General features: G+C 59.8%; 18 protein-coding genes. 6 read left to right on the forward strand and 12 right to left on the reverse strand.

The window, feature by feature from the left end:
• Nucleotides 1–8: 8 nt before the first annotated feature.
• The 5 genes from ACIQWP_RS11320 to ACIQWP_RS11340 form a co-directional block, all read right to left on the reverse strand.
• Entirely contained in the window at nt 9–872 is an 864-nt protein-coding gene (locus ACIQWP_RS11320; protein ID WP_075850686.1) for an ABC transporter ATP-binding protein, read from the reverse strand.
• A 12-nt stretch (nt 873–884) separates the two neighbouring features.
• Nucleotides 885–2,045: an ABC transporter permease gene (locus ACIQWP_RS11325; RefSeq protein WP_402786485.1), complete on the reverse strand. Its 1,161-nt coding sequence runs from the start codon at nt 2,043–2,045 to the stop codon at nt 885–887.
• Nucleotides 2,046–2,195: 150 nt separating this feature from the next.
• Nucleotides 2,196–3,413: an MFS transporter gene (locus ACIQWP_RS11330; protein ID WP_402786488.1), complete on the reverse strand. Its 1,218-nt coding sequence runs from the start codon at nt 3,411–3,413 to the stop codon at nt 2,196–2,198.
• 167 nt (nt 3,414–3,580) lie between these two features.
• A complete protein-coding gene (locus tag ACIQWP_RS11335; protein WP_402786491.1) occupies nt 3,581–4,387 on the reverse strand; it encodes a UDP-2,3-diacylglucosamine diphosphatase in 807 nt (268 codons plus the stop codon).
• A 113-nt stretch (nt 4,388–4,500) separates the two neighbouring features.
• Complete coding sequence (locus ACIQWP_RS11340; RefSeq protein WP_402786494.1) at nt 4,501–5,256, reverse strand: glycerophosphodiester phosphodiesterase; 756 nt, start codon at nt 5,254–5,256, stop codon at nt 4,501–4,503.
• A 260-nt stretch (nt 5,257–5,516) separates the two neighbouring features.
• Here ACIQWP_RS11340 and ACIQWP_RS11345 point away from each other — a divergent pair, with 260 nt between their 5' ends.
• Both ACIQWP_RS11345 and ACIQWP_RS11350 read left to right on the forward strand, forming a co-directional pair.
• Nucleotides 5,517–7,793, forward strand: a complete 2,277-nt coding sequence (locus ACIQWP_RS11345) for an NADP-dependent malic enzyme (RefSeq protein WP_402787571.1) — start codon at nt 5,517–5,519, stop codon at nt 7,791–7,793.
• 144 nt (nt 7,794–7,937) lie between these two features.
• Nucleotides 7,938–8,690, forward strand: a complete 753-nt coding sequence (locus tag ACIQWP_RS11350) for a hypothetical protein (protein ID WP_402786497.1) — start codon at nt 7,938–7,940, stop codon at nt 8,688–8,690.
• A gap of 48 nt (nt 8,691–8,738) precedes the next feature.
• Here ACIQWP_RS11350 and ACIQWP_RS11355 read toward each other — a convergent pair whose 3' ends face one another.
• From ACIQWP_RS11355 to ACIQWP_RS11365, 3 genes are all read right to left on the reverse strand, one after another.
• Nucleotides 8,739–10,487 carry an ankyrin repeat domain-containing protein gene (locus tag ACIQWP_RS11355; RefSeq protein ID WP_402786500.1) on the reverse strand — a complete coding sequence of 583 codons (1,749 nt, stop codon included), beginning with the start codon at nt 10,485–10,487 and terminating at the stop codon, nt 8,739–8,741.
• Between the two features lie 164 nt (nt 10,488–10,651).
• Nucleotides 10,652–11,479, reverse strand: a complete 828-nt coding sequence (locus tag ACIQWP_RS11360) for a hypothetical protein (RefSeq protein WP_402786503.1) — start codon at nt 11,477–11,479, stop codon at nt 10,652–10,654.
• A gap of 31 nt (nt 11,480–11,510) precedes the next feature.
• The gene (locus ACIQWP_RS11365; RefSeq protein WP_402786506.1) at nt 11,511–13,190 is read right to left on the reverse strand and encodes an NAD+ synthase; all 1,680 of its coding nucleotides are present in this window, start codon (nt 13,188–13,190) and stop codon (nt 11,511–11,513) included.
• Nucleotides 13,191–13,380: 190 nt separating this feature from the next.
• On the opposite strand from ACIQWP_RS11365, the gene ACIQWP_RS11370 reads away from it, so the two are divergent.
• The 4 genes from ACIQWP_RS11370 (at nt 13,381) to ACIQWP_RS11385 (ending at nt 17,483) form a co-directional block, all read left to right on the forward strand.
• Nucleotides 13,381–15,312 (forward strand): LTA synthase family protein, encoded by a 1,932-nt coding sequence (locus tag ACIQWP_RS11370; RefSeq protein WP_402786509.1) that lies wholly within the window; start codon nt 13,381–13,383, stop codon nt 15,310–15,312.
• A gap of 187 nt (nt 15,313–15,499) precedes the next feature.
• Nucleotides 15,500–16,045, forward strand: a complete 546-nt coding sequence (locus ACIQWP_RS11375; RefSeq protein WP_402786512.1) for a DUF1003 domain-containing protein — start codon at nt 15,500–15,502, stop codon at nt 16,043–16,045.
• 263 nt (nt 16,046–16,308) lie between these two features.
• The gene (locus ACIQWP_RS11380; RefSeq protein ID WP_402786515.1) at nt 16,309–17,088 is read left to right on the forward strand and encodes a hypothetical protein; all 780 of its coding nucleotides are present in this window, start codon (nt 16,309–16,311) and stop codon (nt 17,086–17,088) included.
• Nucleotides 17,085–17,483, forward strand: a complete 399-nt coding sequence (locus ACIQWP_RS11385; protein WP_402786518.1) for a hypothetical protein — start codon at nt 17,085–17,087, stop codon at nt 17,481–17,483. Before ACIQWP_RS11380 ends, ACIQWP_RS11385 begins: the two co-directional genes overlap by 4 nt.
• A gap of 49 nt (nt 17,484–17,532) precedes the next feature.
• On the opposite strand, the gene ACIQWP_RS11390 is transcribed toward ACIQWP_RS11385, so the two are convergent.
• The 4 genes from ACIQWP_RS11390 to ACIQWP_RS11405 form a co-directional block, all read right to left on the reverse strand.
• Nucleotides 17,533–17,958 (reverse strand): GFA family protein, encoded by a 426-nt coding sequence (locus tag ACIQWP_RS11390; protein WP_402786521.1) that lies wholly within the window; start codon nt 17,956–17,958, stop codon nt 17,533–17,535.
• A gap of 157 nt (nt 17,959–18,115) precedes the next feature.
• The gene (locus ACIQWP_RS11395; RefSeq protein ID WP_402786524.1) at nt 18,116–19,489 is read right to left on the reverse strand and encodes a class II 3-deoxy-7-phosphoheptulonate synthase; all 1,374 of its coding nucleotides are present in this window, start codon (nt 19,487–19,489) and stop codon (nt 18,116–18,118) included.
• A 153-nt stretch (nt 19,490–19,642) separates the two neighbouring features.
• Nucleotides 19,643–21,028: a glutathione-disulfide reductase gene (gene gor, locus ACIQWP_RS11400; RefSeq protein WP_402786527.1), complete on the reverse strand. Its 1,386-nt coding sequence runs from the start codon at nt 21,026–21,028 to the stop codon at nt 19,643–19,645.
• Nucleotides 21,029–21,211: 183 nt separating this feature from the next.
• Entirely contained in the window at nt 21,212–21,766 is a 555-nt protein-coding gene (locus ACIQWP_RS11405; RefSeq protein WP_402786530.1) for a DUF2059 domain-containing protein, read from the reverse strand.
• Between the last annotated feature and the right edge of the window lie 12 nt (nt 21,767–21,778).

Raw genomic sequence — 21,778 nt, forward strand, 5'->3', positions numbered from 1 at the left:
GTCTCCAGTCACTTCTCGCGGCTGTGGGCGCTTGCGCCTTTGTCGTCGTTGTGCCCTCTGATGTCCTCGCGCGGCACGATCGAGCGTGCGCGCTTGCCCCTGAAGTAGGATTGCACCCAGGGATCATCACAGGCGAGCATGTCCTCAACTGTCCCTTCCACCAATACCCGCTTCTGTCCGAGGACAGCAATACGGTCGCAGACGGAAAACAGGCTGTCGAGGTCGTGAGTCACCATATAAACGGTCAGGCCAAGCGTGTCGCGCAGCTTGGCGATCAGCTCGTCGAACTCCGAGGCGCCGATCGGATCAAGGCCCGAAGTCGGCTCGTCGAGGAAAACAAGGTCCGGATCGAGCGCAAGCGCCCTCGCGAGTGCCGCGCGCTTGATCATGCCGCCGGAAAGCTCGGAAGGATATTTGTCGGCGGCATCGGCCGCGAGCCCCACCATGCGGATCTTCATCAGCGCCAGCTCGTCCATCATTTCCTTGGGCAGGTCGAGATATTCCCGCATCGGCACCTGGATGTTTTCCTTGACCGTCAGCGAGGAAAACAGCGCGCCCTGCTGGAAGAGCACGCCAAGGCGCATGTCGAGCCGGTTGCGATCCTGCTCGTCGAGCTTGTCGTAATCTTCGCCGAGAATCTCGATCTTGCCCGAACGGCGCGGCAGAAGCCGCAGCACCGTGCGCAGCAGGACGGATTTGCCGGCGCCGGAAGCCCCGACGAAGCCGAGGATTTCGCCGCGATAGATATTGAGGTTCAGTTTATCGAGAACGATTTTCGATCCGAAACCGACCGTGACATCCCGTGCCGACAGAACGATATCCCGGCCGTGCTCATCTTTTTCCAACGGGATTTCCGAGTGAAGCGCGCTCATCCTTGCCGTCCCTCAGAAATCGATTGCTGCGTAGAACATGGCAAACAGCCCGTCCATCAGAATGACGACGAAGATCGACTTCACCACCGATGAAGTCACGTGCTGACCGAGAGACTCGGCGCTCCCTCCGACCTTCAATCCCTCGACGGCCGCCACGATGCCGATGACCAGTGCCATGAACGGCGCCTTGATCATGCCTGAAATGATCGTCGAAAGGCTAACGGCCTCATGCAGGCGCGAGATGAAGGTGGCAAACGTGATGCCGGAATATCCCCAGGACACCAAGGCAGCGCCGAAAAGCGCCGCGAAATTGGCAATGACCGTCAGCAAGGGCAAAGCAACCGTGAGCGCCACCAGCCGAGGGAAAATGAGGACGCCGATGGGATTCAGACCCATGACCTTCAGCGCGTCCACTTCCTCGCGCATCTTCATGGAGCCGATCTCGGCCGTAATCGCGCTGCCGGAACGGCCTGCGATCATGATCGCGGTCAGAAGCACGCCGATTTCGCGCAATTGCAGGATGCCGACGAGATCGACCACGAAGATTTCCGCGCCGAAATAGCGCAGCTGGAAAGCACCCTGCTGGGCGATGATCGCGCCGATCAGCGATGACATCAGCAGGATGATCGGAACCGCGCGCACCGCCATGTGGTCGATCTGATTGATGATCGAGGCCGGGGAAACACCGCTGCCGCGTCCGAACTTGAGCTGCGCGCCGCGCACGGCCGAGCCCAGAATATACATGGCGGCGACGAGATTGCCCCAGATCTCGTAGACGCTTTCGCCGATGGGCGCGAATACGCGCTCGGCCAATGATTTCCTCGGTTTTGCCGCTCCCGCCTCGTCGTCCGGATGCGCGTCGAATGCCGTCAGCAATTCATCGATATGTGGATTGGAGCCTTCGATCGTGACGTGGGCCCTGTGCGCCTCCTGACTTTCCTTCAGCCGGCGGATCAGCAGCGCGCCCGCCGTGTCGACGTCCGAAAGGCCGGAAAGATCGATCACGACCTCGCCGCCGGAGCTGCGCTTGGACAGCTGCTCGATCTGCCGCAGCACGCCGTGCACATTGGCGCTGCGCCAATTACCCTCCAGCCGATAGCGATGGCCTGCGCCCTCGGGCGCATCATCGATCTTCGGTGCATCGGACCTTTGTTCGGCTGCTTTCAAACTCATGCGTCTTTCAAATCTGGCACAACATACGCCGACTCGGTGAGCCCGCATGGCCGATGCTTCATACACCGACTATGCATGGAATCTCCATCTCGCGCCGGCGCCAACATATGTCACGGCTTTTTGATATCCAAATGAATTTGTTGCACCGCGTTAGGATATGCCGTGAGCGCCCCCACCGATGGCCGGCTTTCTGGCCTGCAGCCCAAAAGCGAAAACAACCATGGCAAGCCCGAAAGCAGCGATGCCGGCCATGACATAGTAACTCGCAAGGTCAAGCCAGGCATAGAGATAGCCGGACGCCAGCGTCATCAGCCCCAAGAACATGCCGTTGTAGAAATAATAGGCGCCCTGGGCCGATGATTCCTGCGCTTCATGGACAGATGCAACGATGCGCCGCTGAACGCCGGTATGGACGCAGGCATAGGTGCAGGAATGAAAACACTGCAGCACGAGATAGCCGAAAAAACCGAAATTGATCGGAAACAGGACCCAGCGCAGAATGCACATGGTCGAACCGAAAAAGATCAGCGTCCATGCGCTGAACCGCCTGCTCAGTTTTTTCGACAGGAAGAAGACCATCACCTCGGCCGCAACGCCGATGCTCCAGAGGACGGCGATCTCGGCGCCGGAAAAACCCAGCTTGTGCCAGTAGATGGACGCGAAGGTATAGAGCATCGCATGGCTCGATTGCTGTATCGACACCCCGATCATGGTGATGAGCAATTGCGGGGAGCGCAAATTTCCGGTCGGCGGTTGCAGGTTGATCGGCTGGTTGCGGCGGCGCGTCGGCCCGATGCGGGGAGCAAACAAGCCCATCAGCGTCGTAAGGATGAACCCCCCTACCATCACAGGCAGTACGGTGGTTCCGCCCCACATGCCGATCAGTTGGCCGCCGAGAAGGGTCGAGAGGATGAATGTGATCGATCCCCAGACCCGCATGGAACCGTAGTCGAAGCCCCAGCGGCGTACGCCCGACATGGCGATCGATTCAACCACCGGCACGTAGGGCGCATAGGTGGCGCCCTGGATGCCGTAGACCAGAAGCACGGGCCAGAAGTCGCTGGTCCAGTAGAGTGCGATCGCCGTCAGAAGCGACGTAGCACCCGACCATAGCAATACATCGGCACGCTCCGTCATGTGATCGGCCAGCACCGCGATGATGGGGGTCACGAGGACGCGCACGACCATGGGAATGGCGATCACGAGGCCGATCTCGTGATCGTTGAAATTCAGCCCCGCCAACCAGACGGGAAAGAACGGTACGGCAATGCCGTTGACGAACAACGGGGCGCAATAGGACAAGGCGGCGCGCAAACGGAAATAGGGAGGCGCACCCTCGCCCTGGAAGGACTTGATCGCGGGAATCATGACAGACCTGAAGGGGAACTTATTTGTCCCTATCATGCTATCGAGAATACGACTATGGCGAGAAATGGCCAAAACCGTAACGTTTCGGAAAAATCCGAAGATACAGCCGCTCCGCAGCGATCAATAATTATGACAGCCGATTATCAAGTCCGTGAGGAGGCGCCGGATCACGCCGCCTGAACCCCGAACGGCCGCGGCAATTCCCCGACCGGAGAATCGACGGGCTGCACATCGAGAATAGTCCGCCAGGTGATCAGCTCGAACGTGCCGTCCTCATGCTCGGCGATGGCCGTGCAGCTCTCCACCCAGTCGCCGGTATTGATGTAGCGGACGCCGTCGAGATCCTCGATCACCGCATGGTGGATGTGGCCGCAGATGACGCCGTCTGCATCGTTGCGCCTGGCTTCCTCGGCGACGACACGCTGGAATTCGCCGATGAAGTTGACGGCGTGCTTGACCTGCAGCTTTGCCCAGGCCGAGAAGGACCAATAGGGCATGTTCAGGCGGCGGCGCACGGCGGCAAGACCGATATTGATCAGTATGGCCATGTCATAGGCCCAATCGCCGAGATAGGCGAGCAGGCGGGCGTTGCGGACGACGACATCGAATTCGTCGCCATGCAGGATCAGATACTTCTTGCCGTCGGCCGTTTCGTGAATGGCGCGCTGCGCCACCTCGATGCCGCCGAAGTGCATGCCCGGGAAATCGCGCAGGAATTCGTCGTGATTGCCGGGAATATAGACGATGCGTGTGCCCTTGCGCGCCTTGCGCAGCAACTTCTGGACGACATCATTACAATCCTGCGGCCAGTACCAGTTCCGCTTGAGACGCCAGCCATCGACAATATCGCCGACCAGGAAGATCGTATCGGCGTCATGGTGACGGAGAAAGTCGAGCAGAAAGTCCGCCTTGGCGGCTTTCGAGCCCAAGTGTACATCAGAAATGAACAGCGTTCGGAATCGGCGGGTGTCCATGTTTTCATTCACGAACCTTAACGTCCGTGCCCTATCTACCTTGGCTATTCCAAAACCAGACTCGTGTTTCAGGAAGATGACAAACCCTGTGTCTGCCGGCTTATCCAGCACGATCACCCGCGCTTGGCGGCGATCGCCAGATCCGGACGGTCGCTAGTAAAACTGGCGACACCAAGGCGAAACATGGCCCGCGCCGCCTCGCCCGTATGCGCCGCCCACCCATGCACCGTCACTCCATTCTTGCGAAAGAGCTCCATGAGCTCGTCATCGAGCGCATCGGCGCGTATTGCAATCTCGCGCACGCCTGAGCTGCGCAGCGCTGTGATGATCCCACTCCAGCCGAGTTGCCCGGCCGCCTGAGGCGAGCAGAGGAAGATAAAGCCGAGCAGGTCGCCGACATTCAGGCCGTGTTCACCGAGCGCTGCCGCGAATGCTGCGAGACGCGGCAAGGAAAAGCTCGTCACCATCGTGCGCGTCAGCATGCCGGTCGCCGCCAGCTCGTCGACGATGCGCCGCTCCATGCCCTCATATGGCGTCCCATCCGCCCTTGTCTTGATCTCCAGCCGGAGGTCGACGGCAGAGGGGCCAAAGATATCGATGGTCTCCATGAGCGTCGGAATCGTTTCACCGCCGCTTCCGATCACGACATGGCGCATCAGCTCGCCGTAGCTGAAATCGGCGATAGCGCCCTTGCCGTCAGTCATCCGGTCGATCAGAGCGTCATGATGCACGACGAGCTTGCCGTCCCGTGTCTGATGGATGTCGAATTCGACGAGATCGACATCGAGCTTGGCGGTCTGCGAAAAGGCGAGCCTGGTGTTCTCAGGCCACAAATGAGCACCACCGCGATGGGAAGCAATCAGAGTCATCCGGGAAATCTCCGCACGCGCTCTTCATAGGTCGGCGCGATGAATGCCTGATGACGCGGCCGCGACCACTCCGGGCCGAGGGAGGGCCATCGAGCGACCCTTGCAAAAAAGGCAATTCAGTTTTGCCACGACAAAACGCGGCCCGACGTCAATTGCATACTGTGAACGTGAAGCGATTGATGTATGCAGAAGACTCAAAGCGCAGGCAGGAATGGAGACGCGAGTTGGATACGAACGACACTTCGAAGGCAGCCAAGAACATGGCGAGCGGAGATCTCGACGAACAGGCGCTTTATTTCCATCGCTACCCCCGCCCCGGCAAGCTGGAAATTCAGGCGACAAAACCCCTAGGCAACCAGCGCGATCTGGCGCTCGCTTATTCCCCCGGCGTCGCGGCTCCTTGCATCGCCATCCGCGACAATCCTGAGATGGCTGCCGACTACACGTCCCGCGCCAATCTCGTTGCGGTGATTTCCAACGGTTCCGCCGTACTCGGCCTCGGCAATATCGGCCCGCTCGCCTCCAAGCCGGTCATGGAAGGCAAGGCCGTTCTCTTCAAGAAATTTGCCGGCATCGACGTTTTCGACATCGAAATCGCGGCACCCACCGTCGATGAGATGGTCAATACGATTTCTGCGCTCGAGCCGACCTTCGGCGGCATCAATCTCGAAGACATCAAGGCGCCGGAATGCTTCGACGTCGAACGCCGCCTGCGCGAGCAGATGGAAATCCCTGTTTTCCACGACGACCAGCACGGCACCGCCATCATCGTTGCAGCAGCCATCCTCAACGGCCTGGAACTGGCCGGCAAGAAGATCGAAGCCGTCAAGATCGTCGCTTCCGGCGCCGGCGCGGCAGCGCTTGCCTGCCTCAACCTGCTCGTCACGCTCGGCGCCAGGCGCGAAAACATCTGGGTCCACGACATCGAAGGCCTGGTCTACAAGGACCGCAACGTCCTGATGGACGAATGGAAGTCCGTCTACGCCCAGGACAGCGACAAGCGTGTGCTGGCCGAATCCATTCCGGGCGCGGATGTCTTCCTCGGCCTCTCTGCCGCCGGCGTGCTGAAGCCCGAACTTCTCGAGCAGATGGCGGAAAAGCCGCTGATCATGGCGCTTGCCAATCCGACGCCGGAAATCATGCCGGATCTCGCCCGCGCCGCGCGCCCTGACGCGATGATCTGCACCGGCCGCTCGGATTTCCCGAACCAGGTGAACAACGTCCTCTGCTTCCCCTATATCTTCCGCGGCGCGCTCGATTGCGGCGCAAAGACGATCAATGAAGAGATGAAGATGGCAGCCGTGCGCGCCATCGCCTCGCTCGCCCGCGAAGAGCCTTCCGATGTCGCCGCCCGCGCCTATTCGGGCGAAACGCCCATCTTCGGGCCGAACTACCTGATCCCTTCGCCGTTCGATCCGCGCCTCATCCTGCGGATTGCGCCGGCCGTGGCGAAGGCTGCCGCCGACAGCGGCGTGGCGCTGCGTCCGATCAAGGATTTCGACGGCTACATGGACGAGCTCAACCGCTTCGTCTTCCGCTCCGGCTTCATCATGAAGCCGATCTTTGCAGCCGCAAAGATCGCGGAACGCAAGCGTGTCGTCTTCTCCGAAGGCGAAGATGAGCGCGTGCTGCGCGCCGCCCAGGTCCTCCTTGAGGAAGGCACCGCCGTCCCGATCCTGATCGGCCGCCCCTCCGTCATCGAGACGCGCCTGAAGCGCTACGGCCTGAAGATCCGCCCGCATACCGATTTCGCCGTCATCAATCCGGAAGACGATCCGCGCTTCCGCGAATATGTCGAGCTCTATTTCTCGCTCGTCGGCCGCGCCGGCGTCATCCCGGAGGCTGCCCGCACGATCGTCCGTACCAACACGACCGTCATCGGCGCGCTGGCTCTGAAACGCGGCGAAGCCGATGCACTCATCTGCGGTTTGGAAGGACGTTACGAGCGCCATTTGCGTATCGTTCGCCAGATCATCGGCAAGCGGCCCGACGTTCGTGATTTCTCGGCACTGAGCCTGCTCATCTCGCAGCGTGGCGCGACCTTCTACGCCGATACCTACGTGACGTTTAATCCGACCGCCGAGGAAGTCGCGGAATCGACCTGGCTGGCTGCCGAGGAAATCAAGCGCTTCGGCATCGAGCCGCGTGCCGCCCTCGTCTCGCATTCCAACTTCGGCTCACGGGAGTCGGAAAGCGCCACGAAGATGCGCGACGCGCTGGCTCTCGTCCGCAAGGCAGCACCGGAACTGGAAGTCGATGGCGAAATGCACGGCGACAGCGCCATCTCCGAAAGCCTGCGGCGGCACGTCATGCCGGATAGTACGCTATCAGGTGAAGCGAATCTGCTCGTCTTCCCGAACCTCGACGCCGCCAACATCACGCTCGGCGTGGTCAAGACGATGACCGACAGCCTGCATGTCGGCCCGATCCTGCTCGGCACGGCGCTTCCGGCCCACATTCTCTCGCCTTCGGTCACCTCCCGCGGCGTGGTCAACATGGCGGCTCTTGCCGTCGTCGAGGCGTCGGAAATCGCTTAATCCTCTGCCTCGCAGCCGTCGTCTGGCGGCTGCGAGCCTCAATTTCGTAAAAATCCTCTCGAAATCCATGCATTTTGATGGATACGTTGTTAAGCCAGACGGTATAGGCTTCAGCTAGATCGAACCGCTTTCGAGAGCAGAACCGTGAACCGCGGCACCAAACACGCTTCCATTGCCTTGCTGTCTCTGCTGACAGCCACACCGGCCCTGGCACAGACAGACCTATGCGACGAGCTGCGCGGCCGCTACGTTGATATCAACGAAGTGATCGGCGCCAGCGAGGAAACGCGCCAGCTCTCACGCGCCATCGTGCAGCAGAACCTGATGATCCGCCGGACGATGAGCGATCTGCGCAACCAGGGCTGCGTCGAAGACAGCAGCATGGTGATCTTCGGGCAGGATAATCAGGGCGTCTGTGACGACATGCGGCAATCGATCGATCAGATGCGGCACGATCTTTCCCTGTTGATGGATCAACGCGAACAAAGTGTCGGTCGCGTCGATGCCGTTTCGATGCAGCGCAGGCAACTGCTGGATACCATGCAGCGCAACGGCTGCAGCCTGCCGGCTTCGGCAACACCGGATGTCGTGATCGACACCCGCACGAAGCTGGATGCCTATGCGCCGCAGGAGCAATCTCTGGCTCAGCCGGAAAGCTCCATTACCGTCATCGAAACGCCGAGGCTTCAGAAGGATTCCAGCCTGCAACAAAGGCAGGCTGCGCCGGCAGCAACGCCAAAGGTGACGCAAGCCCAGCCCCCGCAGTTTCCGCCAGATCGTCCTTACGATCCCTCGGCCCATAAGGTGCGCCAGGTCGGGCCGCAATTCCTCGCGACCGACCAAGGCAGCATCGACCTCAAGCATCCGAAAGAGACCGGTCCGCAGCCGACGCAATAGGGCGGCCAGACGTTCCCGACGTCCGCCTGACCGCCCCATCTGTTGTTTTCAGGCCGTTGCCGACTGGCGCAGCAGCGAGAGGATGGCCTCTTCACCCGCTTCCTGCGCGAGATCGCGATACGATCTTCCGGCTGCATCTCTCACCGAGCGATCCGCACCATGCTCCAGCAGGAAGCGCACCGCCTCGATCCGCCGATTGACAATGGCGAAGCCGAGCGGCGTCATCCAATCGCGATCGGAGCTGGGCTGTCCGTGCGGGCGAAAGTCGCCGAAACGAATATTGAGCTGCGTTGGGTGGCTGTCGAGGAGATCAGCCAATTGTTCCACTTGACCGAAGGCAGCGGCGGCAAAGATATCCAGCGGATAGGCCTTGAGGAAATCGACCATTTCCTGTTTGCCGTTATATTCGGCCCAACCGATTGCCGGTGCGTGAAAATGCGGGTCGCGAATGGTCGTATCGGCCCCGTGCTCGATCAGCAGCCTCGCCATCTCGATATGACCGTGAAGCGCCGCCTCATGCAGCGGGGTGCGGCTGGTCACAGCATTGACGTCGAGACCGACGCTCAGCATTCGGCGGACACGCCCAAGAGCATTAGCACCGGCCGCGTCGTGAAGCATGGCCGGATGGGTCCGTCGCATCGCCTTTGGAATATCAAGGTCGTTCGCAAGTAGTTTTATGTGTTCGACTGATATCACTTGATCTTCAGATACGTCGCCAGTTGTGAGCTGGATATATACTCGATCCTCCGGCTTCAGGCGAACGGCCACTGCTCCTTTCTGAACAAGATATAACACTAGGTCATTGTCATTACCCAGCCGGGCCCATTCATAGGGCGTCCTGCCATTGACCGTCTTGTTGACGTCGGCACCGTTTTCCACCAGCAGGCGGACGCGCTCACTCATACGGTGCTCCAGCGCCCAGGCCAGTTGATAGTCGAAGACGGTCTGCGAGTTCTCAACAAACTTGCCGTCCTCGCGCACGAGCCAATTGTTCTTCTCCCCAGCGGACAAGCCATATTCGATCAGCAATTTCAGGCATGTATCATCAGGTTCGAACATGCGGTTGTAGAGTGCCTGGCTGTCATTGACCTCCGCGCCGGCATTCAGCAGCAGCCGCGCGAATACCTCACAATCCGGATGCTGGGGCTGGCGGAGCTTTCCCGCCTCGCCCTCTCCGAAGACGCCGGTCAAAGCGGTAAAGCGATACTGGCCACCATCGAGGAAGAAGGCGTTGACGTCGGCTCCGCGCCTGAGAAGCTCGCGCGCGGCCGACAGGCTGGATCGGCCCGGCAGGCGGGCATAGGCGGCATACATTAGCGGAGACCAATCGTAGGGGCCACCCTTGCGATCGAGCAGCTGCGGCTGGCGATCCAGCCACCGACCTATGCCATCGGCATCTCCAAGCACGGCGGCGACGTGGATGCTCTCTCCGGCAATATCCGGATTGTCTTCGAGCAGCTGCAGCGCCTCATCGAACCGCTCGGGATCGGCGGCAATACTGCCGAAATAAGAAACCGTCGCCAGCGACAGGAAACGGTTGGCGAGCTGATCCCGCGGGATATGCTTGCGATCGCCGCTTTCCAGATGTGCCTTGAGCTTCGTCCAGCTGGAGAAGCCGAATTCACGGGCAAGAACAAGTTGTATGTCTTGGAGCCCGACGCCAGCCAGATCGGAGAAATACGGAGCGACACGGCTTTGTGCCGAAGCATCGCCGGCTTGAACGGCCTTGAGGAAAGACTTGGCCTGCTTTTTCAGGGAATCGAGTGTGGCGTCAACAGCCAAAGAGCGCGTGGTCACGATAGACCTCCTTCCATTTACGTCCGGTATCCGCGCCCACAGACTGAAAAGAGGTGTGGCAGTCTCATATTCTATGTTTCAGGTGGGCCTAGCCCTTCCCGCGGATCGGATGCGCCCTGAGAACGCATCCAGATCTATAGCGCCGGTTGCGATCTGTCCAGTGCTCACGCCGGCTCATAACGGACATAGGCGAACGCATCACCATCCGGCGACCAGTTCGGCACGTTGATCGACCCCTGGCCGCCGAAGAGCTCGAACAGCGTCGTGAGGTTGCCGCCATCCATATCCATCAGCCGCATCTGGACGTTGAGATCACGCGGATGATCGAAGACATCTGGATCGTAGGAGATCAAAACGACCTTGTCGTTCTTTGGCGACGGATGGGCAAACCAGTTGCCGTAATTGTCGTCGGTCAATTGCTGCAGGCCGGTGCCGTCAGGATGGATGCGCCAGATCTGCATCAGCCCGGTGCGGCTCGAGTTGAAATAGATCCATTGCCCGTCGGCTGAGAAATCCGGCCCGTCATTGCGGCCTTCGCCATGCGTCAGCCGCGTTTCCTCGCCGCCATCGATCGAGATCGTATAGATATCGAAGACGTTGTCGCGGATACCGCAATAGGAGAAGCGCTGCCCGTCCGGCGACCAGCCGTGCCAGTAGGACGGCAGATTGGTCGTGACCTGCCGCGGCGTGCCGCCTTCGGCCGGAAGAACATAGATGCAGGATTTGTCGTGCTGCGTCTTGTCGGAAATCGCAATCAGCGATCCGTCCGGCGAAATTCCGTGATCGTTGTTGCACCGCGTCGCAAAGCTGGTATCGACCTGAATGATCCCACCGTTGCCGTCGAGCGGCAGCCGGTAGAGCAGCCCGTCGCCGTTCAGCAGCAGATAGCGCCCGTCAGGCGAATAGTTCGGCGCCTCCACGAGTTCGTCCGTTTGCCAGACAACCCGGTTTGCGCCCGTGCGAATATTATAGATCTCGACCGAGCTCCGCATTCTTCCTCTCCCTTGCCGAAGGATGCCGCGATCAGCGATCGCGGAACCGGTTGGTGATCGGATAGCGACGGTCGCGACCGAAATTCTTCTTGGTGATCTTCACGCCCGGCGCCGATTGGCGACGCTTGTATTCCGCAAGATAGAGCAGATGTTCTATACGATGCACAGTCGCGACATCATGGCCGCGGGCCACGATCTCCTCGACCGACATTTCCTTTTCCACCAGGCATTCGAGGATGTCGTCGAGCGCCGGATAGGGCGGAAGCGAGTCCTGGTCCGTCTGGTTCGGTCGCAGCTCCGCGGAAGGTGCCTTGTCGATGATGTTGTGGGGGATCACCTCGCCCGAAGGGCCGAGCGCACCCGGCGGCACATGCAGGTTGCGCCACCGCGACAGCGCATAGACCTGCATCTTGTAGAGATCCTTGATCGGGTTGAAGCCGCCGTTCATGTCACCATAGAGCGTGGCGTATCCGACGGACATTTCCGACTTGTTGCCTGTGGTTACCACCATCGAGCCGAACTTGTTGGAGATCGCCATCAGGATGGTGCCGCGGGCGCGGCTCTGCAGGTTTTCCTCGGTGATGCCGGTTTCCGTGCCTTCGAACAGGTCGGACAAGGCTGAAGTGAAGCCGGTGACGGGGTCCTCGATAGGCACGATATCGTAGCGGCAGCCGAGCGCCTTGGCGCAATCGGCCGCATCCTTCAGCGAATCCTGGGACGTATAGCGATAGGGCAGCATCACGGTGCGCACCCGCTCCTCGCCGAGCGCATCGACGGCGATCGCAGCACAGATCGCCGAGTCGATGCCGCCGGACAGGCCGAGCACCACGGACTTGAAGCCGTTCTTGTTGACATAGTCGCGGAAGCCCAGCAGGCAGGCGCGATAATCCGCCTCCTCGCCCTCCGGAATATGGGCCATAGGGCCTTCGGCGCAGTGCCAGCCGTCGCCGTTCTTCTTCCAGGTGCTGACCGCCAAGGCAGTTTCGAACTGACTCATCTGGAAGGCCAGCGTCTTGTCGGCATTGAAGCCGAAGCTCGCGCCGTCGAAAACCAGCTCGTCCTGGCCGCCGACCTGAGCGGCGAAGATGAGCGGCAGGCCCGATTCAATCACCTGCCGCAACGCGACCTGGTGGCGGACATCGACCTTGCCGCGGTAGTAAGGCGAGCCATTTGGAACGAGCAGGATTTCCGCGCCACTTTCCGCCAGCGTCTCGCAGATGCCGAGATCGTTCCAGATCTCCTCGCAGATCGGTATGCCGATGCGGACGCCTCGAAAATTGACAGGGCCGGCGATCGTCCCCTCATCGAAAACCCGCTTCTCGTCGAACTCGCCGTAGTTCGGCAAGTCGACCTTGTCTCTGATGAAGATGACCTTGCCGCCGTCCAGCACAGCGACCGAATTATAACGGCCGGTATCATCCTGCCGCGGAAAACCGACGACGACGCCGGGGCCGCCGTCGGCGGTATCGGCAGCGAGGCTCTCCACCGCCTTCCAGCAGGCGCGAATGAAGGCCGGTTTCAGCACCAGATCTTCCGGCGGATAGCCGGAAATGAACAATTCCGTCAGCATCAGGAGCTGCGCACCTTCGCGCGCCGCTTCGGCGCGCGCCTCACGCGCCTTGGCAAGATTGCCGGAGACGTCGCCCACCGTCGGGTTGAGCTGCGCGACGGCGATGCGGATAGTGTGGGTAATCTGGCTTTGCTCTGTCATGCCATACATTTAGCGATGGCATCTTTCTTCCGCAACCGCCTTCCTTCCCCCAATACGCATCAAAGATCGCGCCACGCGTATAGGCGGTATTTTTGCCCGGAAAAATACCAAGCTTGGCTTGCGGTTCATATGTCGTTCATGACAGAAGCGTGACACTTATATGACTATTTTATAGCATTTGGAGACATCATTGGTCGCATTGGTCATCGAGTCCGCCTTGGCGGGCAGACTTGCCCTTTTCCAGAAGATCGGCGCAGCAAGACAGAAGTCCGCGAGCCTGCGTCTGCTGCTGAGCCTTCTGCTGACCTTGTTCTTCTCCTTATTGATCGTTGTTGCCGTCGAATGGGTTGCGCGCGGCGAATTCGGCCCGGCTTGGTCCTATCTCTTCTCGACGTCCCGTCCCGGCTTTGCAACCATCGGCATCGTCATGCTGGCCATGCTGACGCTGGACGCTCTGATTGGCCGCGCGCATTTATCCGCTTTGATCGTCGCACCGCTGCTGCTCGTTCCGGCCTTCATCTCAAGCCAGAAGCAGAACTATCTCTCCGATCCGCTCTATCCCTCGGATTTCCTGTTTGCGCGGCAGATCATGGAATTGATGCCGGTCATGGTGCGCGATCGCCCCTGGACGGCCGTGGCGCTCGCGATCGGCATCATCGCTGGCCTCGCCGCCGCGATCCTGCTCTGGCGCTATATCCGGAGCCATGCCGTCGTGCTCTCGCGGAAGGAACGCCTCGGCCGGCTTTCGGTCTGCCTGCCGCTGGCGGCGCTTTTCGCCTCGCAGATGGACCCGACACAATATTCCTTCCTTCGCGAAAAGCTGGGCATCATTCCGATCGTCTGGGATCAGAACGAAAACTATAGCCATAACGGCTTCGTGGTCGCCTTTGCACTCAACCTACCCATGGCCGACGTCAAGTCTCCGGCCGGATACGGACCGGATGCGATCGATGCCATGCCCGCCAGAAATTACGGCTATCTCTCCGGTCCGCGTCAAAAGCCCGACGTCATCATGCTGATGAGCGAATCCCTCTGGGACCCGACGCGGCTTGCCAACGTCGCCTTCACGCCCGATCCGATGCCGACGATCCGTGCCAGGCAATCGGGAAATGTCTTCTCGCCCGAGTTCGGCGGCATGACCGCCAATGTCGAATTCGAAGCGCTGACCGGCTTTTCCAATGCCTTCCTGCCCTATGGCAGCATTCCCTATCAGCAATATGTGCGCCGCCCGATGCCGTCGCTTGCGACGTTCTTTCGCGGCGAAGGCTATATGGCCCGCGCCCTTCATCCCTTCAGCGGCTGGTTCTGGAACCGCAACGAGGTCTACCGCGCCTTCGGTTTCGAGGAATTCCACACCCAGGAAACCCTGCCGGCGATGGACAAGCGCGGCATGTTCGCGGCCGACGACTCCCTCATGAGGGAGATCATGCGCGAAGGAGATGCCGCCGAGCGACCGTTCTTCTTCTTCGCAGTCACCCTCCAGGGACATGGCCCCTACGAAGCCAACCGCTATGCTGAGAATACCGTCGATATCGCGGGCAATCTGAACGATGACGACCGCGCCGCGCTCGCCACCTACGCGCAGGGCGTGTGCGAAGCCGATGACAGCCTGAAGATGCTGATGGACTGGGCCGAAAAACGTGACCGCGAAACCATCATCGTCCTCTGGGGCGATCATCTGCCGCCGCTTGGCAATGTCTATCCGAACACCGGTTACATGCCGCAGCAAGTGGCGGCTCGAAAAGCGCCCCTCGACGTCATGAAGCGGGAGCACGAAACGCCGCTCGTCGTCTGGTCAAGCAAGAAGGGCGTTCGCAAGGACATCGGCACCATCAGCCCGTCGCAGCTGCCGTATCATCTGCTGAAAACCGCCGGCTACGAACATCCATTTTACACGGCCTTCCTCGGCCGCGTGCAGAAGAAATACAACATCATTGACCGCTATCAGCTTGCGACCCGCGACAATCAGGCTTTTCCGGATTGGGCGCGCAAGGAACAGGACATCGATCCGATCATCCGCGACTATCGCTATCTGCAGTTCGACATGATGTTCGGGCGTCAGTACGGGCTGGAGCGTTTCTTCCCGTCGCATGCAGAGCTGGTCGGCCAGGAGAACAGTTAGAGTTGTCGCAATAGCGGGATAGCGCGGCAATTTTTCAACAATCACATGCGCTGGAGAAGGGAGGACCACTGCAAGCAGCACACGCGGCAGCTCCATGCATGATCGAGTTTAAAACTCTTCGCTCGTTGCATTTTTACCCGTTGGTCGAATAGTTGCATTCAATGCCACCACGACCCCCGGAGCTCCCATGCATAATCTTCCCAACTTCGTTCATCTGCATTTTGACAAGACGGCCGATGAACTCGGCGATATAGAAAAGCGCGTTCTTAAAAAGGCGCATGAGCGGAAAGTCATATCCACCGACATCAACGCCGCCATCTCGGCAGAATCGTCCACCGGGCAGCGCCTGGCGGACGGCATTGCCCGCGTCGGCGGCTCATGGTCCTTCATCATCGCTTTCCTGCTGTTCCTGGTCTTCTGGTGCATCATCAACACCATCGTTCTCGCCACAGGCGCCTTCGACCCCTACCCCTTCATCTTCCTGAACCTTGTCCTCTCCATGCTCGCCGCCATTCAGGCGCCGATCATCATGATGTCGCAGAACCGCCAAGCCGAACGGGACCGCTTCGAGGCGGCCAAGGACTATGAAGTCAACCTCAAGTCCGAACTGGAAGTCCTGTCGCTGCACCAGAAGATCGACATGCAGGTGCTGACGGAGCTTGCGACATTGCGACAAGAATTTATCGCGCTCAGAAAAAATATCGAGGGTGCCAGAGAAGTGCCCAATAACTAAAGCTTCCAGCGCGATCGTAAATATAATATGCTAGCCAAGTCAGATGGCAGCACATCGCAAGTATTAAATTTCGATCAGCAATACAGCATGTGAAATCTCTCCTTATCTTCGGAGAGCCGACCCCCGAACGCGATTACCGAGCGAGGCCGCTTATGCAAGGTTGCCGCAGGAATTTTCGCATTGCTTCCCGTTGGGCGATTTCGATTGCGATCGTCCTGGTTGCTCCCGCATACGGCGCTCTGGCGGACGACTGCCCGAGCAAGATGATAAAGTCGCACCAACTCAATGGCATCGCGTTTGAAACCTCCAGTCGCGTCTATCACGATGCCAATGTCGAGGTTTATGAAAGCTGCGTGAAAAACAACGGCGACAAGGATCTCTGGATAGACTGGAAAATTCCGGGACCCAAAAGCTACGTTCTTCCGGGTCAAGCGCTGCCGTCCTCGAGAACCTTCGTGACGCGACAGACCATCAATGCCCATTCCTGCCTCGAATATGGACCGCTGTCGGAAATGCTGGTTGATCCATATCTCGGTCACGCTGCAGACAGCGAGCAAATGCAAAAGCAGGACAGCCAAGGCTGCCAGCCGGTGCCAACCACCATCGGCGACAAAATTCTCGAAAAACTACCCGAATATATCGATACGATCTTCAAGATTTTCACCCCTTCCGATCGCGAGAAATCCCACGATACGATGCTGAAGGTCGAGGGCAAGACATCGACACATATCGAGGGGACCGAAACTTATCGGCAGAATATCGTTTACATGGTTTCGCGCATCGAAGGCCGGACCGATGGCAATCCGCTCGATCTGACGATAAGGCTGGAAAGCGAAAGCCCGGCCGCGGCCTATCTGCACTCCGCCTCCTCCTCCAAGGACATGAGCTGGAAAGTCGCCAATCCGGAAGAGAACGAGATCAGCTTTACGGTCGCGATGCCGAAGAATCCGACGCTCGAAAATGCAAGATATGAAATCCTGGATCGCAACAAGATCGTGGTTGGCGCGTTCTTCGCGCCCGCGTGGATCGAAACACCGCAATGAAGATCTTCGCCACGCTAATTCGGTTCACACCTACGGCTCTGAGCTGGGTTGCGGCATGGCAGGGGATATTTCGCGGCACGGAACTCGTTCACTCGCAATGGGCCGAGTCCGCCCTCGCGACCAGTGCGGCTCTCGCCTGCGTGCTGACCGTCGTCGTCATCGCTTGCCTTTCCGCGCTGGGCCGAAAAGCCGCCTTCATATCGCTGGCGCTGTTCGTGGTGCTGTCCATTGCCGCTCTGGTGTTTTGCTTCCGCTTCAGAAGCGAATTACTGGCCGCGCCGGATATGGCCGGGCAGGAATACTACAAGGCCATGTGGAAATGGTCTCTGATAGCGATGCTGACATTCGTACCGCAAATTATAGCATCAGCGATTGAGGCGATCGTGCGGAAGTAATCGATCGCGCGGTTAGCAACGCAAAGCCACCCCGCCCCTTGGCCAATCGCTATTCCGAAGGCCCCGCCGTCAACAATCCGGGTCGCCCCTGCCGATACTGCGGCAGTCCATCGCTGATCTCATAGTAGTCGCCCTTGTCTGCACAATAGATATGGTAGGCGATCTCAAGGCCGCTCGGCTGATCGAAAACACCGGCCATGATCGAGATTTCATCGACACCATCAGCAGCCCAAAACAGCGCCGAGCCGCAGGTCTTGCAGAAGCCACGGCGGGCAAAGGTGCTGGCGCGATACCAGGTGATCGCCTCCTCTCCCTCGATGACCAGGTTGTCGATCGGGACGTTGGTGGCGGCGTAGTAGAGCCCGGTCTGTTTGCGGCACTGCGAACAATGGCAGGCAACAACCTCGCGCAGCTTGCCGCGTGTCCTGAAACGTACGCTGCCGCAGAGGCAGGCTCCGGTATGCTCGTCGCTCATGTTCGCTCCCCTTTTTCAAGGCAACTTTCCCGAGAACGGCATCCGGGTCAATCTCAAAGAAATGAAGCGCCTTTCAGCAAGATTGATCCGTCACGCACAAAGGCAAACGGGCCGGCTTTTCGCCGGCCCGTTCCATAAATCACAGATCTGGCTTGATTCAGCCGTGCGCGCGCAGACGCTTCTCGTCGCGGCCGCCCTTCATGCGCTCGGCGAGCAGGAAGGCGAGCTCAAGTGCCTGGTCGGCGTTGAGGCGCGGGTCGCAATGGGTGTGGTAGCGATCCTGCAGGTCTTCGGCGCCGACGGCGCGGGCACCGCCCGTGCATTCGGTCACGTCCTTGCCGGTCATTTCGATGTGGATGCCGCCCGGATGCGTGCCCTCGGCGCGATGGATCTGGAAGAAGCTTTCGACTTCCGACAGGATGCGCTCGAACGGACGCGTCTTGTAGTTGTTGAGCGTGATCGTGTTGCCGTGCATCGGATCGCAGGACCAGACGACCTTGCGACCTTCCTTCTCGACCGCGCGGATGAGACGCGGCAGGTTGTCGGCAACCTTGTCGTGGCCGAAACGGCAGATCAGCGTCAAACGACCGGCTTCATTCTCCGGATTGAGAATATCGATCAGGTTGATGAGATCGTCCGCCTGCAGCGAAGGACCGCACTTCAGCCCGATCGGGTTCTTGATGCCGCGGAAATACTCCACATGGGCGTGATCGGCCTGGCGCGTGCGGTCGCCGATCCAGAGCATGTGACCCGAAGTCGCGTACCAGTCGCCGGTCGTGGAGTCGACACGGGTGAAGGCTTCTTCATAGCCGAGCAGCAGCGCTTCGTGGCTGGTGAAGAAATCCGTCTCACGCAGGTTCGGGTTGGTCTCGGCGGTAATGCCGATCGCGCGCATGAAATCCATGGTCTCGCCGATACGATCGGCAAGCTTGCGGTAGCGCTCGCCCTGCGGGCTGTCCTTGACGAAGCCGAGCATCCACTTCTGCACGTTTTCGAGGTTGGCATAGCCACCCATGGCAAAGGCGCGCAGCAGATTGAGCGTCGCGGCAGACTGGCGATAAGCCATCATCTGACGTTCCGGATTGGGGATGCGCGACTCTTCGTTGAAGTCGATGCCGTTGATGATGTCGCCGCGATAGCTCGGCAGCGAGACGCCATTCTGCGTTTCGGTGTTCGAAGACCGCGGCTTGGCGAACTGGCCGGCGATACGACCGACCTTGACGACCGGCAGCTGCGCACCAAACGTCAGCACGACGGCCATCTGCAGGAATGCACGGAAGAAGTCGCGGATGTTGTCCGCGCCGTGCTCGGCGAAGCTCTCGGCGCAATCGCCGCCCTGCAGCAGGAAACCGTTGCCTTCGGCAACATTGGCAAGATGGGCCTTCAGACGGCGGGCTTCACCGGCAAAAACCAGCGGCGGATAGCTTGCGAGCTGTGCCTCCGTGTCTGCAAGCGCTGCCTTGTCCGGAAAATCCGGCACCTGCTGGATCGGTTTCTGCCGCCAACTGCTGGGTGTCCAATTCTGTGCCATCTCACTCACCTGCTTGTGCGCCCGATCGTTGCCGGGCGTCCCGTCGTCGTAAATAACGCGCGCTTATAAACCTTTGCCGCCCGCTTGCAAAGGCAGGCGAACTACTGTGCTGATCTTTTATGGCGTAAGCGATAACTGCACCAAAGCGACGTGTTACACGCGCTCGCCATTGCGGATTCGGTAGCTCGGCGAATACATCGTCACCAATTCTTCTGACGCTGTCGGATGGACGGCCATGGTGCGATCGAAATCGTCCTTCGTGCAGCCCGCCTTGATGGGGATGCCGAGCAGCTGCGCCATCTCGCCGGCGTCGTGCCCGAGAATATGTGCACCGATCACCTTGCGGTCGGCGGCATTGACGATCAGCTTCATGATCATCTTTTCGCTGCGACCCGAAAGCGTCGCCTTCATCGGCCGGAACTGGGCGCGATAGACTTCGAGTTCCGGATAGCGCTTCGCTGCCTCTTCCTCGGTCAGGCCGACCGTGCCGATCTCGGGCTGGGAGAAGACAGCCGTCGGGATCAGCTCGTGATCCGGCCGTGTCGGATTGTTCTTGTAGACAGTCTCGATGAAGCACGTGGCCTCGTGGATCGCCACGGGCGTCAGCTGTACCCGATCGGTGACATCGCCAAGCGCATAGATATTCGGCGCCGAGGTGCGCGAATATTCATCGACGATGACGGCGCCCTGCTCGTTGATCGCGACGCCGGCCGCTTCCAGCCCGAGATTTTCGGTATTCGGCGTCCGGCCCAGCGCCAGCATGACGGTATCGACCGTCAGCGCCTTGTCGTTTTTCGTTCGGACATGGAGGCCATCTTCGGCCTTCTCCACGCTTTGGATGATGTCGTGGCAAAGGACCCGAATACCCTTCTCCTCCATCGCCTCGTGCAAGCCCTTGCGCAGGTCTTGGTCGAAGCGCGACAGGATCTCGGCGCCGCGGTAGATCAGCGTCGTCTCGACGCCGAGCCCATGGAAGATATTGGCGAACTCGACGGCGATATAGCCGCCGCCAGCGATCAGGATCGACTTCGGCAATTCCGCCAGATGAAAGGCTTCGTTCGAGGAGATGCAAAGCTCATGTCCCGGCAGCGCCGTATGCAGGTTCGGCCTGCCGCCGGTCGCGATAACAATGGTCTCAGCGGTCACCGTCTGGCCGGTCTTCAACAGCTTGACCGTGTGGGCATCGACCAGCTCCGCCCGCGTGTCGAATATGTCAGCCTTGGCGTTGTCGAGCCCCTTGCGGTAAAGGCCTTCCAGACGGGCGATTTCCTTGTCCTTCGCCGCGATCAGCTTCTTCCAGTCGAAGCTGCTCTCGCCGACCGTCCAGCCGAACCCGGCGGCATCCTCGAAATGCTCGCTGTATTGCGAGGCATAGACGAACAGCTTCTTCGGCACGCAGCCGCGAATGACGCAGGTGCCGCCATAGCGATATTCTTCGGCGATGCCGACCTTCTTGCCGAGCGATGCGGCCACGCGCGCACTGCGCACACCGCCGGAGCCGCCGCCAATCACGAAAAGGTCGAAATCAAACGAAGACATGGATCGCTCCTGTAGACATGAAGATGCGCGCGAAGCGCCATTGGGGGTCGGCACTCATATAGGGAGCCGAGACCTAAAAAGAAAAGCCCGGAATCGATCCGGGCTTCGAATTTACAACCGTCTGCCGCTCGCACCGAAAGACGAAACTTCGCTCTTGGAACAAGCGCGGCGAAGACCCGTCGCTTACTGCTTCGGCGCGGTCTGAGCGGCGGCACCGGCGTCCGGCGCAGCGACCGGCTGCTTGACGACCTTCTGCAGAGCATCGTTGCTCTGGTTTGCGAGATCGCGCGAAATGCCCTGGCTCCAGATGTCGGCAGCCTTGTAAAGTTCGCGGGTGGCGAGCGGGCCATCCTTTAACAGCTTCTTGCCGGCGGCCGAATTGTAGAAATCGGCGATCGCCTTGAGTTCGTCGGCCGAGAAGGCCTTCGCATAGGTGATGGCGGCTTCGCGCTCGAGATCGGCGCGGCGCGGCGCCAGCGCCAGGGCGGTCGCATCGACGGTCGAGTTGATCGCATCGCCGAAATTCGGGTTGGCCTGGATCATCGTGCTCTTCAGCTGCTCGGCGAGGTTCGGCAGGATATTGTCGAACTGGTTGGTAATGCCGAGGGCGTTGATCGCGGCGCGCGCAGCCTTGATCTGATCCTCGGAGACTTCCTGAGCGCTGACGGAACCGAAGGCAATGCCGGAAAGAAGGATGGTTGCAGCGGCAAGACGGCCAAGACCCGCAAATTTGATCATGAGATGAGTGCT

The organism is Rhizobium sp. NPDC090279 (assembly GCF_044769665.1).
Taxonomy (GTDB): domain Bacteria; phylum Pseudomonadota; class Alphaproteobacteria; order Rhizobiales; family Rhizobiaceae; genus Rhizobium.